This window comes from Sphingomonas sp. LR59 (genome assembly GCF_036855945.1).
Lineage (GTDB): Bacteria > Pseudomonadota > Alphaproteobacteria > Sphingomonadales > Sphingomonadaceae > Sphingomonas.
In genome coordinates, this window is sequence record NZ_JASPFL010000001.1 from 2,609,508 (window position 1) to 2,625,784 (window position 16,277).

14 protein-coding genes are annotated in these 16,277 nt (G+C 66.5%); 6 read left to right on the forward strand and 8 right to left on the reverse strand.

The window, feature by feature from the left end; all coding sequences use genetic code 11:
- Positions 1-146 precede the first annotated feature (146 nt).
- The 3 genes from QP164_RS12140 to QP164_RS12150 all read left to right on the forward strand — a co-directional run bounded on the left by QP164_RS12140 (position 147) and on the right by QP164_RS12150 (position 3,866).
- Positions 147-998, forward strand: a complete 852-nt coding sequence (locus QP164_RS12140) for a GAF domain-containing protein (RefSeq protein ID WP_333923296.1) — start codon at positions 147-149, stop codon at positions 996-998.
- Complete coding sequence (locus QP164_RS12145; RefSeq protein WP_333923297.1) at positions 911-1,606, forward strand: sensor domain-containing diguanylate cyclase; 696 nt, start codon at positions 911-913, stop codon at positions 1,604-1,606. Before QP164_RS12140 ends, QP164_RS12145 begins: the two co-directional genes overlap by 88 nt.
- Positions 1,607-1,694: 88 nt before the next feature.
- Positions 1,695-3,866 carry a primosomal protein N' gene (locus QP164_RS12150; protein ID WP_333923298.1) on the forward strand — a complete coding sequence of 724 codons (2,172 nt, stop codon included), beginning with the start codon at positions 1,695-1,697 and terminating at the stop codon, positions 3,864-3,866.
- Positions 3,867-4,631: 765 nt separating this feature from the next.
- Here the strand turns inward: QP164_RS12150 and QP164_RS12155 are convergent.
- From QP164_RS12155 to QP164_RS12175, 5 genes are all read right to left on the reverse strand, one after another.
- Entirely contained in the window at positions 4,632-4,883 is a 252-nt protein-coding gene (locus QP164_RS12155; protein ID WP_132895509.1) for an ATP synthase F1 subunit epsilon, read from the reverse strand.
- A gap of 117 nt (positions 4,884-5,000) precedes the next feature.
- On the reverse strand, positions 5,001-6,482 hold the full coding sequence (gene atpD, locus QP164_RS12160) for a F0F1 ATP synthase subunit beta (protein ID WP_056488474.1): 1,482 nt from the start codon (positions 6,480-6,482) through the stop codon (positions 5,001-5,003).
- 17 nt (positions 6,483-6,499) lie between these two features.
- Entirely contained in the window at positions 6,500-7,393 is an 894-nt protein-coding gene (locus QP164_RS12165) for a F0F1 ATP synthase subunit gamma (RefSeq protein WP_056065178.1), read from the reverse strand.
- Positions 7,394-7,555: 162 nt separating this feature from the next.
- Positions 7,556-9,085, reverse strand: a complete 1,530-nt coding sequence (atpA, locus tag QP164_RS12170; RefSeq protein ID WP_056488470.1) for a F0F1 ATP synthase subunit alpha — start codon at positions 9,083-9,085, stop codon at positions 7,556-7,558.
- 4 nt (positions 9,086-9,089) lie between these two features.
- Complete coding sequence (locus tag QP164_RS12175) at positions 9,090-9,644, reverse strand: F0F1 ATP synthase subunit delta (RefSeq protein ID WP_187505215.1); 555 nt, start codon at positions 9,642-9,644, stop codon at positions 9,090-9,092.
- Between the two features lie 317 nt (positions 9,645-9,961).
- Between QP164_RS12175 and QP164_RS12180 the strand changes: the two genes are divergently transcribed.
- Positions 9,962-10,639, forward strand: coding sequence for a dienelactone hydrolase family protein (locus QP164_RS12180; protein WP_333923299.1), 678 nt, complete (start codon positions 9,962-9,964; stop codon positions 10,637-10,639).
- A 287-nt stretch (positions 10,640-10,926) separates the two neighbouring features.
- On the opposite strand, the gene QP164_RS12185 is transcribed toward QP164_RS12180, so the two are convergent.
- Positions 10,927-11,772, reverse strand: a complete 846-nt coding sequence (locus QP164_RS12185; protein ID WP_333923300.1) for an oxidoreductase — start codon at positions 11,770-11,772, stop codon at positions 10,927-10,929.
- Between the two features lie 113 nt (positions 11,773-11,885).
- Between QP164_RS12185 and ada the strand changes: the two genes are divergently transcribed.
- Positions 11,886-12,938, forward strand: a complete 1,053-nt coding sequence (gene ada, locus QP164_RS12190) for a bifunctional DNA-binding transcriptional regulator/O6-methylguanine-DNA methyltransferase Ada (protein WP_333923301.1) — start codon at positions 11,886-11,888, stop codon at positions 12,936-12,938.
- On the opposite strand, the gene QP164_RS12195 is transcribed toward ada, so the two are convergent.
- Positions 12,914-13,681, reverse strand: coding sequence for a hypothetical protein (locus QP164_RS12195; protein WP_333923302.1), 768 nt, complete (start codon positions 13,679-13,681; stop codon positions 12,914-12,916). The genes ada and QP164_RS12195 overlap by 25 nt on opposite strands.
- Complete coding sequence (locus QP164_RS12200) at positions 13,668-14,417, reverse strand: S1C family serine protease (RefSeq protein WP_333923303.1); 750 nt, start codon at positions 14,415-14,417, stop codon at positions 13,668-13,670. Before QP164_RS12200 ends, QP164_RS12195 begins: the two co-directional genes overlap by 14 nt.
- Before the next feature lie 219 nt (positions 14,418-14,636).
- Here QP164_RS12200 and QP164_RS12205 point away from each other — a divergent pair, with 219 nt between their 5' ends.
- Entirely contained in the window at positions 14,637-16,112 is a 1,476-nt protein-coding gene (locus tag QP164_RS12205; RefSeq protein WP_333923304.1) for a CpaF family protein, read from the forward strand.
- The last annotated feature ends 165 nt before the right edge of the window (positions 16,113-16,277 follow it).

The following is a 16,277-nucleotide window of genomic DNA, read 5'->3' on the forward strand; positions in this document are numbered from 1 at the left end:
GGCTTATTGTAAGAATCAACATCATCGGATGTCGACCCATCGCGCGGCAGCAAGACTGTAGACGGGGGATGGCGATGGTCATGCGGTGGACAGTATCCGCTGGAACCGGCAAAGAAAATTAACGCCCTCGCTTTATTAGAAACATCATGTCTTCAGCACTGCCCCCGGCCGACATGTTCGCGGACGAGACACGGCGGTTAGCCGCGCTGCACGCGCTCGCGCTGCTGGATAGCGAACCCGAGCGCGATTTCGATGCGCTGGTGGCGCTGGCCGCAGAGATGCTCAATTGCCCGACCGCGATGTTGACGCTGGTCGACTCCGATCGGCTCTGGATCAAGGCATCGAACACCGGCGCGCGGGGCGAGATCGCGCGCGACGTCGGCATGTGTGCGCACACGATCCGGGGCAGCGGTCCGATGGTCATCGACGACATGACGCTAGACCCGCGATTCGAATCGAACCCGATGGTCGTTCCCGACAACGGCCTGCGCTTTTATGCGGGGGCGCCGATCCACGCGATTGACGACACCGGCGAGCGTCACGCGATCGGCGCGCTGTGCATCATCGATACCGCCCCGCGCAGCCTCAGCGACGCCGGACGGCGCGCGTTGCAACATCTTGCGACGCTGGCCGAGACGACGATCGCGGCGCGCGCCGCCGCGCATCAGGCGATAACGATCGCGACCATCGCCGACCGGCAGGCCGCCGCGCTGGCCCGGCAGGACCGGATCTTTCGCCAAGCGGAGCGGATGGCGGCGTTCGGATCGTGGCGCGTCAATTTCGCCAACGACGATATCGAATGGTCTGACGGGGTCTATCATATCTATGGCTTGCCGATGTCCGAGCGGCCGACGATGGCGACGGCAATGGACTTCTATCCCCGCATGCGCGCGCGGAGATCAGCGCCGGGTTGGCGCGCGCGGTCGAGACCGGGGCACCGCTCGATATCGAGGTCGATTTCACCACCGCGCAGGGCGAACTGCGCCGGGTCCGCGTGATGGGCGAATGCGAGGGCGACGGCGACACGCCCGCCGCGCTGGTCGGCGTGTTCCAGGACGTGACCGAACGCCACGCGCTCGAAGTGACGCTGCGCCGCACGGCGGACACCGATTCGCTGACGGGAATCGCCAACCGGGCTGCGTTCGATCGTGCGCTGGACAGCGCGATGCTCCGCGCGCACGAACAAGGCACGCCGCTATTGCTGGCGCTGGTCGATCTCGATGGGTTCAAGGCGATCAACGATACGCTCGGCCATACCGCGGGCGACGACGTGTTGCGCGGAGTCGGACGCGTGCTCGAAGCGCCGTGGCTCAAGGGCAGCTTTGCCGCACGGCTCGGCGGCGACGAGTTTGCGGTGATCGTCGACGATCCGGTGCTGGCCACATCGATGAGCCACGTCCGCCGACGACTCGAGGAGGCGCTGCGCTTTCCGATCGCGATGGGCGGACTGGCGATGGTCAGTGCCGGCACGGTCGGGATCGCGATGCTCGATCACGACTGTCACACGATCCGCGATTTCGTCCACCGCGCCGATACGATCCTGTATCAGGCGAAACGCGAGCGGGTCGGCGAGCGCCGACGCTCCGATCGAAAGACCGCGGCCTAGCTCTCGGCGCCGCCGTCCAGGCCGGGTCTGACGCACAGGTCGCGTAGGCGGTTCACGCGGAGTCGATCTGCCCCCATATACCGAGACGATGTCGTCCCGCGCCCGTGTCCTGATCCTCAACGCCGCCCTCGGGCCGCTCGACTACCGCGTGCCTGCCGGCATGGACGTCGGGCCGGGCTCGATCGTCGTCGCGCCGCTCGGGCCCCGGCAACTGCTCGGCGTGGTGTGGGAGGCGGAGCGGATGCCGTCGGATGCCGAGGTCGGCGACAACCGGTTGCGCAACCTGCTCGCGGTCTCCGACGTGCCGCCCTTGGGGGCGCCGCTGCGGCGGCTGGTCGAGTGGACCGCGGATTATTATCTCGCGCCGGCGGCGTCGGTGTTGCGGATGACGCTCGCCTCGACCTCGGCGCTGGAGGGCGCGCGGACGGCTATCGAATATCGTTCTACGGGAGTGGTGCCGCCGCGTCTGACGCCGCAGCGGGAGCAGGCGCTCGAACGGATCGGCGATCGGCAAGGGCTGATCCGCGAACTGGCGACGCTGGCGGAGGTGAGCGACGCCGTCATTCGCGGGCTGGTGAAGGTCGGTGCGATCGAGGCGGTCGAGGTGAGTATCGACGCCCCCTACCCCGCGCCCGATCCGTCGCATCACGAGCCGGTCCTGTCCGACGACCAGCGCGCGGCGGCGGATGCTCTGGTAGCGGGGGTGGCGGAACACGCGTTCCACCCGACGCTGCTCGACGGGGTCACGGGCTCGGGCAAGACCGAGGTGTATTTCGAGGCGGTGGCGCAGGCGATTCGCGATGGTCGGCAGACCTTGGTGCTGCTGCCCGAGATCGCGCTGACCGAGCCGTTCCTCAAGCGCTTTCACGACCGGTTCGGGTGCGAGCCGATCGCTTGGCACTCGGGGCTGCGCTCGACCCAACGCCGCCGCGCGTGGCGGGCGATCGCGAGTGGCGAGGCGCTGGTGACGGTCGGTGCGCGCTCGGCGCTGTTCCTGCCGTACCGCGATCTTGGACTGATCGTCGTCGACGAGGCGCACGAGACCAGCTTCAAGCAGGAGGAGGGCGTGCATTATCACGCGCGCGACGTGGCGGTGATGCGCGGCAAGTTCGAGGGGTGCCCGGTGATACTCGCCTCCGCCACGCCGGCGATCGAGACGCGGCAACAGGTCGTGACCGGGCGATATGCGGAGCTGAAGCTACCGGGGCGGTTCGGCGCGGCGGAGATGCCGACGATCGAGCCGATCGACCTGATCAAGGAACCGCCCGAGCGTGGTCGCTGGCTGGCCCCGCGGCTTGTGAAGGCTATGCAGGCGACGCTGGAGCGGCGGGAGCAGTCGCTGCTGTTCCTCAACCGGCGGGGCTATGCGCCGCTGACGTTGTGCCGGACCTGCGGGCACCGGTTCCAGTGCCCGAACTGTACGGCGTGGATGGTCGAGCATCGACTGACGCGGCGGCTGGCGTGCCATCACTGCGGGCATGCGGAGCCGACGCCGCGGGTGTGTCCGGAATGCAAGGGCGAGGATACGCTGGTCGCGTGCGGGCCCGGCGTCGAGCGAATCGCGGACGAGGTGACGGCGCTGTTTCCGGAGGCGAAAACCGCGGTGGTCACGTCGGACACGATCTGGTCGCCGGCCAAGGCGGCGGAGTTCGTCGGGCGGATGGAGGCGGGCGATATCGACATCGTCGTCGGCACGCAGCTGGTGACGAAGGGGTATCATTTTCCGAACCTCACCCTGGTCGGCGTGGTCGATGCGGATCTCGGACTCGATGGCGGCGACCTGCGTGCAGCGGAACGCACGTTCCAGCAGATCCGGCAGGTGTCGGGACGTGCGGGGCGTGGCGAGAAGCCCGGGCACGTGTTCATCCAGACGCATAGTCCGGGGGCGCAGGTGATGCAGGCGCTGATCACCGGCGATGCGGATGCGTTCTATGCGGCGGAGACGGATGCGCGGAAGGATGCGGGGGCGCCGCCGTTCGGGCGTTACGCCGCGATCGTGGTGTCGTCGGAGGACCAGGGGTGTGCGCACGATACGGCCAAGCTGGTGGGGCGGAGTGCGCCTGAGGTCGAGGGCATGAACGTCTATGGCCCTGCGCCGGCGCCGTTGGCGATGTTGCGGGGGCGGCACCGGTATCGGTTGCTGGTCCATGCGCGGCGGGCGCTGGATGTGCAGGATGTGATCCGGGAATGGCTGGGGAAGCTGGACTGGCCGTCGAAGGTTCGCGTGACGGTAGACGTCGACCCGTATAATTTCCTGTAGCGGCGCCCCACCCGTCATCCCAGCGGAAGCTGGGATATCATCGTGGCGGGTGCTGCGACCCGGAACGGGGAGATCCCAGCTTTCGCTGGGATGACGGACTGGCGGGGCGCGGCTGGCCGGCTGGCTGGCTGGCTGGCTGGCTGGCTGGCTGGCGCAAGCTCGCACGCGTGTATACGTCTGCCTGCATATTTTCTTCGGAGCGTGCCCCCTCTCACGACCGTCATCCCAGCGGAAGCTGGGATATCATCGGGGCGGGCGCTGCGCCCCGGGACGGGGAGATCCCAGCTTTCGCTGGGATGACGGACTGGCGGGGCGCGGCTGGCCGGCGCAAGCTCGCAAGCCGATAGACGTCTGCCCGCATATTTCTTTGGAGCGCGTCCCCTCTCACGACCGTCATCCCAGCGGAAGCTGGGATACCATCGGGGCGGGCGCTGCGGCCAGGAACGGGGAGATCCCAGCTTTCGCTGGGATGACGGTTTGAGGGGGACGTGGCTAACCGACGAAAGCTCGTAAGCCTGTATACGTCTGCCTGCATATTTTCTTCGGAGCGTGCCCCCTCGCGCGACCGTCATCCCGGCGAAAGCTGGGATATCATCGGGGCGGGCGCTGCGACCCGGAACGGGGAGATCCCAGCTTTTGCTGGGATGACGGTTTGCGGGGCGCGCTCGCCGGCTCAAATCGAGGAAGTTTGTTCACCCGCGAAGGCGGGTGCCCAGTCTGGGTCCCCGCCTTCGCGGGGAAACAAGCTTAGGTCAGTTGGAGAGCTTACTCGGCGTGTTCGGCGAGGACGGTCAAGCCCTTGGCGTTGACCTCGGCGAAACCACCCTTGATCGCGATGACCTCGGGGGTGCCGTTCTGCGTGCGGAAGATCTGCACGCCGCCGTCGCGGACCGTCGACATGAACGGCGCATGGCCTTCGAGGACGCCGAAATCGCCTTCGGTGCCGGGGACGACGACCATGTAGACCTCCTCCGAGCGGACGAGCTTTTCTGGCGTGACGAGTTCGAAATGCAGCATGTCTATCTTCTCACTCCCTCCCCTTCAGGGGAGGGTCGGGGTGGGGGAGTGCGGCAGGCGCGACGCTCGCGGTCAGGCCCCACCCCAACCCTCCCCTTAAAGGGGAGGGAGCTAAGCTTAAGCCTCGGAAGCCATCTTCTCGGCCTTGGCGACGGCTTCGTCGATGCCGCCGACCATGTAGAATGCGGCCTCGGGAAGGTGATCATACTCGCCCTCGACCACCGCCTTGAACGACCGGACCGTGTCTTCGAGCTGGACGAACTTGCCGCTGATGCCGGTGAAGACCTCGGCGACGTGGAACGGCTGGCTCAGGAACTTCTGGATCTTCCGCGCACGCTGCACGGTGAGCTTATCTTCTTCAGACAGCTCGTCCATGCCGAGAATCGCGATGATGTCCTGCAGCGACTTGTACTTCTGCAACGTCGACTGAACGGCGCGTGCGGTGTCGTAATGCTCCTGGCCGACGACGCGTGGCTCGAGCAGACGCGAGGTCGAATCGAGCGGATCGACCGCCGGGTAGATACCCAGCTCCGAGATCGCGCGGTTGAGGTTGGTCGTCGCATCGAGATGCGCGAACGACGTCGCCGGTGCCGGATCGGTGAGATCGTCTGCGGGAACGTACACGGCCTGCACCGAGGTTATCGACCCCTTGTTGGTCGAGGTGATGCGCTCCTGCAGCGCGCCCATGTCGGTCGACAGCGTCGGCTGATAGCCCACGGCCGACGGGATACGGCCGAGCAGTGCCGAAACCTCGGCGCCCGCCTGCGTGAAGCGGAAGATGTTGTCGACGAAGAACAGCACGTCCTGGCCTTCGACGTCGCGGAAATACTCGGCGATCGTCAGGCCCGACAGCGCGACGCGAGCGCGCGCGCCTGGCGGCTCGTTCATCTGGCCGAACACGAGCGCCACCTTCGAGCCCTCCGACTGCGGATTGCCGTCGGCATCCTTGGCGATGACGCCCGCGTCGAGGAACTCGTGGTACAGATCGTTACCCTCGCGGGTACGCTCGCCGACGCCTGCGAACACCGAGGTGCCGCCATGGCCCTTGGCGATGTTGTTGATCAGCTCCTGGATCAGCACGGTCTTGCCGACGCCTGCGCCCCCGAACAGGCCGATCTTGCCGCCCTTTGCGTACGGTGCAAGCAGGTCGATGACCTTGATGCCGGTGACCAGGATCGCGCTCTCGGTCGACTGGTCGACGAACAGCGGTGCCGACGCATGGATCGGGGCGGTCGTCTCTGCGCCGACGGGCCCGCGCTCGTCGATCGGCTCGCCGATGACGTTGAGGATGCGGCCGAGCGTCTTCGGGCCGACCGGCACGCGGATCTGCGAGCCAGTGTCGGTGACGGTCTGGCCGCGGGTCAGACCCTCGGTGGCGTCCATCGCGATCGTGCGAACGGTGTTCTCGCCGAGATGCTGCGCGACTTCGAGGACGAGCCGGTTGCCGTTATTGTCGGTTTCGAGCGCCGACAGAATGGCGGGCAAATTGTCGGGGAAATGCACGTCGACGACCGCACCGATGACCTGCGAGATGCGGCCGGTGTTGTTGGTGGCCTTGGGGGCGAGCGTGGTTCCGAGGGTCTCTGGGGCGGTTGCCATTGTCTGCTTCCTTGGACTTACTTGAGCGCTTCGGCGCCCGAGATGATTTCGACCAGCTCGGTCGTGATCGCGGCTTGGCGGGTACGGTTATACTGGATCGAGAGGCGCGTGATCATGTCGCCGGCATTGCGCGTGGCGTTGTCCATCGCGTTCATCCGCGAGCCCTGCTCCGACGCCGCGTTTTCGAGCAGCGCACGGAAAATCTGGATCGCGACGTTGCGTGGCAGCAGATCGGCAAGGATCGCTTCCTCGTCGGGCTCGTACTCGACCACGGCTTCGGCGGGCGCACCCGGCTTGGCTTCCGCACCGGGGATCGCCGACAGCGGAATCGGGATGATCTGGATGCCGGTCGGAACCTGCACCAGCGCCGACACGAACTTCGCGTAGAACAAATGCGCGACGTCGAACTGGCCCTCGCCGAAGCGCTTGATCAGGTCTTCGGAAATTTCCTGCGCATCGCTGAACGCGAGCCGCTTGATCTGTCCCATCTCGTGATCGGCGAGGATGTCGTTCGGGAAGAAGCGCTTGATCACGCGCCCCTTCTTGCCGGCGACGTAGAACTTCACGGTCTTGCCGGCTGCGATCAGTTCCTCGGCCTTGCGGCGCGCCGCGCGGACGATGTTGGTGTTGAACGCACCCGCCAGACCACGCTCCGACGTCGCGATGACGATCAGGTGGACCTGGTCCTTGCCGGTGCCCGCGAGCAGCGGCGATGCGCCCGGCGCGATGCCGACGCGCCCCGCGAGGCTCGCCATTACCGCTTCGAGACGCTCGGCATACGGACGCCCGGCGACAGCCGCATCCTGCGCACGGCGCAGCTTCGCGGCGGCGACCATCTTCATCGCCTTGGTGATCTTCTGCGTCGACTTCACCGAGCCGATGCGGATCTTGAGGGCCTTAAGTGATGCCATCTTCTCTTCCTGCTCCCTCGCTCCTCACAGAGGAGGGTCGGATTACACGCTCTGCTCCCTCTCCCCGTCGGGGAGAGGGTCGGGGTGAGGGGCAGTTGCAAAGCGCAACGCCCGGTACGGCCCCTCACCCCAACCCTCTCCCCGCAGGGGAGAGGGAGTTAATCAGGCAAACGTCTTCGCGAACGCTTCGAGCGCTGCCTTCAGCTTGTCCTTCGCCTCGTTACCCAGGTCGCGGGTATCGCGGATCAGCGTCAGCACGTCGGCATGGTTCGCGCGCATGTCGGCCAGCAGTGCCTGCTCGTAGCGGGTCACGTCGGCGACCGGCACCTTGTCGAGATAGCCGCTGGTGCCGGCGAAGATCGACACGGTCTGCTCCTCGAACGGCAGCGGCGAGAACTGCGCCTGCTTCAGCAGCTCGGTCAAACGAGCACCACGATTCAGCAGCTTCTGCGTCGACGCATCGAGATCCGACCCGAACTGCGCGAACGCCGCCATCTCGCGGTACTGCGCCAGCTCGAGCTTGATCGAGCCCGACACCTTCTTCATCGCCTTGGTCTGTGCGGCCGATCCGACGCGCGACACCGACAGGCCGACGTTGATCGCCGGGCGGACGCCCGAGAAGAACAGGTCGGTCTCGAGGAAGATCTGGCCGTCGGTGATCGAGATCACGTTGGTCGGGATGTACGCCGAAACGTCGCCCGCCTGCGTCTCGATGATCGGCAGCGCGGTCAGCGAGCCACCGCCGTTCGCGTCCGACATCTTCGCCGCACGCTCGAGCAGGCGGCTGTGCAGATAGAACACGTCGCCCGGATACGCCTCACGGCCCGGAGGACGACGCAGCAGCAGCGACATCTGGCGGTACGCGACCGCCTGCTTCGACAGATCGTCGTAGCAGATCAGTGCGTGCATGCCGCGATCGCGGAAATACTCGCCCATCGCGACGCCGGTATAGGGTGCGAGATACTGGAGCGGTGCCGGGTCCGACGCGGTCGCGGCGATAACGATGGTGTATTCCATCGCGCCATTCTCTTCGAGCGTCTTGACCAGCTGCGCGACGGTCGAGCGCTTCTGGCCGATCGCGACATAGACGCAATACAGCTTCTTCGACTCGTCGTCGCCGGCGTTGGCGATCTTCTGGTTGATGAACGCGTCGATCGCGACGGCGGACTTGCCGGTCTGGCGATCGCCGATGATCAGCTCGCGCTGGCCGCGGCCGACGGGGACGAGCGCGTCGATCGCCTTCAGGCCCGTCTGGACCGGCTCGCTGACCGACTGGCGCGGGATGATGCCCGGTGCCTTCACTTCGACGCGGCTACGCTCGGTCGTATGGATCGGGCCCTTGCCGTCGATCGGGTTGCCGAGGCCATCGACCACGCGGCCGAGCAGCTCCTTGCCGATCGGCACGTCGACGATCGTGCCGGTGCGCTTGACGATGTCGCCTTCCTTGATCTCGGAATCGCTCCCGAAGATCACGACGCCGACGTTATCGGCCTCGAGGTTGAGCGCCATGCCCTGCACGCCGTTCGAGAATTCGACCATCTCGCCGGCCTGGACGTTGTCGAGGCCGAAGATGCGCGCGATGCCGTCGCCGACGCTCAGCACCTGGCCGGTCTCGCTGACCTGAGCCTCGGTGCCGAAATTGGCGATCTGATCCTTGATGATCTTCGAGATTTCTGCGGCGCGGATATCCATTAGCTTAGCCCTTCATCGCGTGCGCGAGAGTGTTGAGACGCGTCTTGATCGACGAATCGATCATCTGGCTGCCGACGCGGACGACGAGTCCACCCAGCAACGATGGGTCGACGCTGAGGTCGACGGAAACTTCACGGCCGACCCGCTGGCGGAGCTGATGCTTCAGCTCGATCACCTGCTCGTCGGTCAGCGGATGCGCGGACGTCACCTCGGCGGCGATCTCGCCGCGATGCTGCGCGGCAAGTGCGCGGAATGCCTTGATGATCTTCGGCAGCGCGCCAAGCCGGTGGTTCTCGGCGAGCACGCCGAGGAAGCTCTTGGTGGTCGCGTCGACACCGAGCTCGTCGGCGACCGCGGAGACCGCCTTCACCGCCGCGCCACGCGAGACCATCGGGCTCACCGTCAGATTGCGGAAGTCCTCCGACTGCGCGAGCGCGTCGCGCACGTTCGCCAGGCTCGACTCGACCGCATCGATCGTTTTCGCGTCACGCGCGAGTTCGAACAGGGCCAGCGCATAACGCCCGCCTAAGCTCGCCTGAATACCGCCGGATGTCTCCACGGAACCTCTATCCTCGCCTGCAACGAATAACCGACCCAAAGGAAGAGAGGGCGCGAAAGCACCTCTCCTGGGACGCGGCGCGGTTAGCATCGGGTTGTCGGATTGGCAACCCAGCGGGAGGGTCGGGGCGATGGGTTTGTGACTGTTTTGTCATTCGTGTCGAGGCGGCCACCCTTCCTATGTCATCCTCGCGAAGGCGGGGATCGATATCCTACGGACCCAGCGCTTTCGCCGCACGGCCTGCCACTATGGGTTCCCGCCTCTACGGGAATGACGGTATTGGGCGGGCGTTACGACCAATCGACGAGGACGAGAGAATGACCGGCACGATGGAAACGATGACGATGTCCGACGGCGCGAGCGTCGCGGCCTATCACGCGCAGCCGACCAGCGAGCGCCGCGGTGGCCTCGTGCTGGTGCAGGAGATCTTCGGCGTGACCGACCACATCCGCGACCTCTGCGACGAGTACGCAGCCGACGGCTATGAAGTGCTGGCCCCGGCCCTGTTCGATCGCGAGCATCCGGGCTTCGAAGCGGACTATTCGGGCGAAGGCCTCGCCCGCGGCGTCGAACTGGCGCGGCAACTCCACCCGTTCGAGCTGTCGCTGAAGGACGTCCAGACCTGCATCGACACGCTCGCCCCCGCCGGGCCGGTGTTCGTGGTCGGCTATTGCTATGGCGGCTCGGTCGCGTGGTTCGCCGCGACCAAGCTCACCGGCGTCGCGGCGGCCAGCGGCTATTACGGCAGCATGATCCCGGCCGCGGCAGACGAGGAACCGAAGGTGCCGGTGATCTTGCACTTCGGTCGCCACGACCACGGGATTCCGATGGAGGGCGTCGAGCAGGTCATCGCCAAGGATTGGCCGAATGCGACGGTGTATGTCTACGAGGCGGGCCACGGATTCAATTCGGACCGGCGGAAGGATTATCACGAGCCTAGTGCGGATCTGGCGAAGGCGCGGACGCTGGAGCTGTTCCGCGCGAATGGGGGCTGATCACCGCCCCTTCCCCAACACTAACGCCACCCCGGCGAAGGCCGGGGCCCAGTTGGGGGACATAGCTAACGGAGGACACCTCTTCGTTATTGCCACCTTTCCAACTGGGCCCCGGCCTTCGCCGGGGTGGTCCTAGCGTGGTGGAGGCTCTGGCAGAAGGTCCGTGGGACAACAGGCTGGCGCTACAGACGTAACGACATCCCCTGCTTCCTTGTTCTCCCGCGAAGGCGGGAGCCCAGTCTGGATCCCCGCCTTCGCGGGGAAACAACTAGAGCTAGCCCCTCAAATCACTCCTCCGGGAAATCGGCACCAAGGCTGTCCGCCTTGTGCGCCTCGATCTCCTTCAACCGCTCCGCCAGCTTCTTCGTCACCGCGTCATACCCCCAGGCGCCCAGCACCAGATGCCGCGGTGGGTTCGCGTTCTCGGTCAGCGCGATCATCGCCTCGCCTGCGCGCACCGGATCGCCAGCCTGAGTCCCGCTCACCTCGCGCGTACCATCGAGCCGCTTACCCGCCGTGTCCGCATAGTCGGCGATCTTCACAGGCGTCTGCTTCAGCGAACGCCCAGCCCAATCCGTCCGGAACGGCCCCGGCTCGACGCACGTCACGGCGATCCCGAGCGGCTTCACCTCGGCGAGCAACGCATCGGACCAGCCCTCGACCGCATGCTTCGACGCAGCATAATAACCCGACCCCGGGAACCCGACCTGACCCGCGACCGAGGTGATGTTGATCACATGCCCGCTCTTCTGCGCCCGCATCACCGGCAGCACGGCGCGGGTCAGCGCGAACAGCCCGAACACGTTCGCATCGAACTGCGCGCGAATCTCTGTATCCTCGCCCTCCTCGATCGACGCCTGATAGCCGTATCCCGCATTGTTCACGAGCACGTCGATCCGCCCGAACTTGGCCTTGGCCTGCGCGACCGCATCATCGATCTGCGCCTGCTCCGTCACGTCGAGCGACAGCGCGAGTGCACGATCCTCGGCACCCTCCGCAAGGTCGGCCACCCGCCCCGCATCCCGCGCGGTAACCACCGCCCGCCAACCGCGCGCGAGCACGAGCTTGGCGAGTTCACGACCGAACCCGGTCGAGCAGCCGGAAATGAACCAGACGGGCGTGTCGGAGGCCATGAGACATCTTTCGTTATGGGGTATGCGTGGAGAAACGGCCGGGCCGCCGAATGGCTCCGCTTTGAGCGCAAGCCACGGGATGCACGCGCGTCCCGAGCGCCTATAACGACGCGATGAGCACCGCCCCCCGCCTCGACGACGACACCGCCTGGATCGCGTTCGAGCGCCGCGACCGCGCGTGGGACGGCCGGTTCGTCGTCGGCGTGAAGACCACCGGCATCTACTGCAAGCCGAGCTGCCCCGCGCGCCACCCCAAGCGCGAGAACGTCACCTTCCACCCCGACCCGGCGAGCGCACGTGCCGCCGGCTTCCGAGCCTGCCTGCGCTGCACCCCGGACGAGGTCGGCCGCGACCGTATCGCTGTCGCCGCGGCCATCGCGCTGCTCGAAGCCGCCGAAGACCGCCTCTCGCTGGACCAAGTCGCGGCTGAGGTCGGTTACGCGCCGCATCATTTCCACCGCCTGTTCAAGCGCGCCACCGGCGTCACCCCGGCCGCCTACGCGCGCGCCTTGCGCACCGGGCGGGCGGCTAATGCTTTATCGGAGGACTCGACCGTGACCGAAGCGATCTACGACGCCGGCTATTCCGCCCCCAGCCGCTTCTACGAGGCAGACGCAAAAAGGCTAGGCATGGCCCCCAGCGCCTGGGCCCGCGGTGGTGAAGGCGTCACGATCCGCTGGACCACCGCCGACACGAGCCTTGGCGCACTGTTCGTCGCCGCGACTGACAAAGGCCTCTGCCGCGTCTCGTTCGACGAAGACGCAGACGAACTCCACCGCCGCTTCCCCAACGCCACGATCGAACCCGGCGATGCCGCGCTCGCCGACCTAGCCGCACAGGTCGTAGCCGCCGTCGAATCCCCCGAGCGCGACCAGGACCTCCCGCTGGACGTCCGCGGCACGGCCTTCCAGGAGGCGATCTGGCAAGCCTTGCGGACCATCCCGATCGGCGAAACCCGCACCTACAGCGAACTCGCAGCGCTCGCCTGTCGCCCCGCCGCAGTCCGCGCCGCCGGCACCGCCTGCGGGCAGAACCCGGTGTCGATCGTCATCCCCTGCCACCGTGCGCAGCGGATCGGCGGCGCGCTTGGCGGCTATGCCTACGGGCTCGACCGCAAGCGCGCTCTCCTAGCTTCCGAGGCTCAGCGCGCCGATTTGCAGGAATAGACGAGCTTCTCGTTCGGCAGCGGCGGCAATACCGCGCGCACCGCCGCCTGCTGCCCGGCAAGCCGCGCCAGCGCCGCGTCGTCCATGTTGCACACGTTGGGCACGACACCGCGCGCGGTCCGCGCCGCGGTCATCCCCGCCGCCGACAGCAGATAGCGCGTGTTGGAATACACCCGCGTCGCCGGATCGAACGACAGGACGGACACGGTCTGCTCGGCGTCGGGCACCAGCACGCGGTCCCATCGACCGTTCGCCTCGACATATTGCGTCTTGCCGTTGACGCAGCCCTTCGCGCCCCAGTCGATCGGCACGTCGTCGCTGGACGATATCGTGATCCGGCTGCGCTCGGGGATGAGCGTGCACATCAGCTTGCCGAGCGCCGCGTCGGGCGTCGAGATCCGCGTCTTCGGCAACGCCGATAACGGCACGTCGACCTCCCCGGAGGGCCGGAGCACGAACACGACGATCGCGACCAGCACGCTCAGCCCGCCGACGCCGAGCGCCCACACCGCCTGCCGCCGCTGCCCCCGCGATTCGAGCAGACCCGCGCTCCCGATCACCAGCGCCCCCGCCACCAGCAACAGCCCGGCGATCGCCATCACGTTCTCGCGGCTGCGCGACGCCTCGGTCCGCGCCTTCTCCAGCGCAACCTCGCGTGCCATCGCGTCCTGCGTCGCCGCATCGCGCTTTGCCGACGCCGCATCGGCGGTGGCGCGCGCGTCTGCGTCGCTATCCTGCCGCAACCGGTCCTCGATCGACGTACAGCCTGTCCCGATCGACGCGTAGGGCTGTTTCGCGTCGTGCAGGAAGCCGGCGAGCTCGGTATCCGCAATCGCGAAGCCGAACGTCGAGATCGCCCTCTTCGCCGCGCGTGATCGCCGAGTTCACGCCGATTATTCGCCCGCAGCGATCAAGCAAAGGCCCGCCCGAGTTGCCCCGTGCGATGCTGGCCGTGTGGAGCAAGACCTCGACGCTGCTCAGCACGCGCCGCCCGGAGAGCACACCCTCCGACCGCACCGGCGTCATCGGCCGGATGTAATCCGCCGCCGACCGCGCGGTTGCCAGATCCACGTTCCCCGGGAAGCCGAGCGACACCACCGCGTCGCCCTCGCTCATCGGCCCGGTATAGAGCGCACTCGGCGGCAGGCGCGCGCCGGTGAACTCGATCAGCGCCAGGTCGCGCTGCGAATCATACGCGATCACCTTGCCCTGGTACGACTTGGTGCCCTCCGTGGGGACGATCCCGACGACGACATTGTCCGGATAGCGCTCGGCGAGATCGACGACGTGCGCGTTGGTGACGATGCGGTTGGGCGCGATCGCGAAGCCGCTGCCGTGACCGAAGCCGACCACCTGATCGTCGACCACCGCGATCGTCACGACGCGCACCACGCCGCGCCCGGTGGCGGCGATGTCGTCGGCAGACGCGGAACTCGCCAACCCGAAAGTCAGCGCGAGAAGGAGCAGCAGGCGGATCATTCCCCAGCCTTCGGGGAGTTCTCGACCGCGATCAACCCTGCAGCCGATCCGACGACACCCACCACTCCGGCACCATTCCGGTTTGGTTAGCGAATTATCAAGCCTTCGCGCTTAACCCTGTCTGCACTTATCCGGGGATTTGGGCATGAGTGCATTCGGGCGTCGTAATGGCATGAGCGGGGGCAAGCGGCCCGGCCCGCATTCGGCGTCGCCCGTCCCATGCAGGGCGGGTCTATGCAAGGCGGCGGCCCCGCGCCGCGATCCGAGCCCGAGGGCGGGTCGCAATTCCCGCCAATCGAATCGCTGCCGATGCCCGGCGAATCCGACGGCTTCGGCCCCGGCACGATGCCCGGCACGCAGATGGACGCGATGCAGCGCCTGTCCGACCGCCAGAACGCGAGCGGCGAGGCGGGCAACAGCCGCGTCGAGGGCTTCGAACAGTCGATCCACAAGATCAAGGAACAGGTGCTCCCGCGCCTGCTCGAACGCGTCGATCCTGAGGCGGCAGCGACGCTCGGCAAGGACGAACTCGCCGAGGAATTCCGCCCGATCATCGGCGAAGTGCTCGCCGAACTAAAGCTGACGCTCAACCGCCGCGAACAGTTCGCGCTGGAAAAGGTGCTGGTCGACGAGCTGCTCGGGCTCGGGCCGTTGGAAGAGCTGCTGGCGGATCCGAACATCACCGACATCATGGTGAACGGGCCGGAGCAGACTTACGTCGAGCGCAAGGGCAAGCTCGAGCTCGCGCCGATCCAGTTCCGCGACGAGGAGCATCTGTTCCAGATCGCGCAGCGGATCGTGAACTCGGTCGGCCGTCGCGTCGACCAGACTTCGCCGCTCGCCGATGCGCGCTTGAAGGACGGCAGTCGCGTCAACGTGATCGTGCCGCCGCTGTCGCTTCGCGGTACCGCGATCTCGATTCGTAAATTCTCCGCGAAACCGATCACGCTCGACATGATGGCGGGGTTCGGATCGATGTCGCCGAAGATGGCGACCGCGCTGAAGATCGCAGGGGCGTCGCGCTTCAACGTGGTGATCTCGGGCGGCACGGGTTCGGGCAAGACGACGATGCTCAATGCGTTGTCGAAGATGATCGACCCCGGCGAGCGCGTGCTGACGATCGAGGATGCCGCCGAGCTTCGCCTGCAACAGCCGCACTGGCTGCCGCTCGAAACGCGGCCGGCCAATCTCGAGGGCCAGGGCGAGATCTCAATCCGCGATCTCGTCAAGAACGCGCTGCGTATGCGACCTGACCGGATCATCCTGGGCGAAATTCGTGGCTCCGAATGTTTCGACATGCTCGCGGCGATGAACACGGGTCACGATGGTTCGATGTGCACGCTCCACGCCAACTCCCCGCGCGAGGCGCTCGCGCGTATGGAGAACATGGTGATGATGTCCGACATCAAGGTCCCGAAGGAAGCCATCTCGCGCCAGATCGCCGACTCGGTCGAGCTGATCATCCAGGTGAAGCGCCTGCGCGACGGTTCGCGACGGGTGACCAACATCACCGAGGTGATCGGCATGGAGGGCCCGGTGATCGTCACGCAGGAGCTGTTCAAGTTCGAGTATATGGACGAGTCGGCCGACGGGAAGATCCTGGGCGAATACCGCTCGATGGGATTGCGGCCGTATACGCTGGAGAAGGCCAAGCAGTTCGGGTTCGACCAGGCGTATCTCGAGGCGTGCCTGTAAGGCGTTTTTTGGCGCCCTTCGCCTCCCAATACCACCCCGGCGAAGGCCGGGGCCCAGTCGGCAAGGTGGTAATAACGAAGCGCAGTCCGCAGTTGGCAACGTCTCCCAACTGGGCCCCGGCCTCCGCCGGGGTGGTGAGTTTTCTATGCGCTGCGCATCTTCGCG

What these genes read in the sequence shown, in the direction of transcription:
- QP164_RS12140 (WP_333923296.1), top strand. Translation starts at nt 147, where the DNA reads ATGTCTTCAGCACTGCCCCCGGCCGACATGTTCGCGGACGAGACACGG.
- QP164_RS12150 (WP_333923298.1), top strand. Translation starts at nt 1,695, where the DNA reads ATGTCGTCCCGCGCCCGTGTCCTGATCCTCAACGCCGCCCTCGGGCCG.
- QP164_RS12155 (WP_132895509.1), bottom strand. Translation starts at nt 4,883, where the DNA reads ATGCTGCATTTCGAACTCGTCACGCCAGAAAAGCTCGTCCGCTCGGAG.
- atpD (WP_056488474.1), bottom strand. Translation starts at nt 6,482, where the DNA reads ATGGCAACCGCCCCAGAGACCCTCGGAACCACGCTCGCCCCCAAGGCC.
- QP164_RS12165 (WP_056065178.1), bottom strand. Translation starts at nt 7,393, where the DNA reads ATGGCATCACTTAAGGCCCTCAAGATCCGCATCGGCTCGGTGAAGTCG.
- atpA (WP_056488470.1), bottom strand. Translation starts at nt 9,085, where the DNA reads ATGGATATCCGCGCCGCAGAAATCTCGAAGATCATCAAGGATCAGATC.
- QP164_RS12180 (WP_333923299.1), top strand. Translation starts at nt 9,962, where the DNA reads ATGACCGGCACGATGGAAACGATGACGATGTCCGACGGCGCGAGCGTC.
- QP164_RS12185 (WP_333923300.1), bottom strand. Translation starts at nt 11,772, where the DNA reads ATGGCCTCCGACACGCCCGTCTGGTTCATTTCCGGCTGCTCGACCGGG.
- ada (WP_333923301.1), top strand. Translation starts at nt 11,886, where the DNA reads ATGAGCACCGCCCCCCGCCTCGACGACGACACCGCCTGGATCGCGTTC.
- QP164_RS12200 (WP_333923303.1), bottom strand. Translation starts at nt 14,417, where the DNA reads ATGATCCGCCTGCTGCTCCTTCTCGCGCTGACTTTCGGGTTGGCGAGT.
- QP164_RS12205 (WP_333923304.1), top strand. Translation starts at nt 14,637, where the DNA reads ATGCAGGGCGGGTCTATGCAAGGCGGCGGCCCCGCGCCGCGATCCGAG.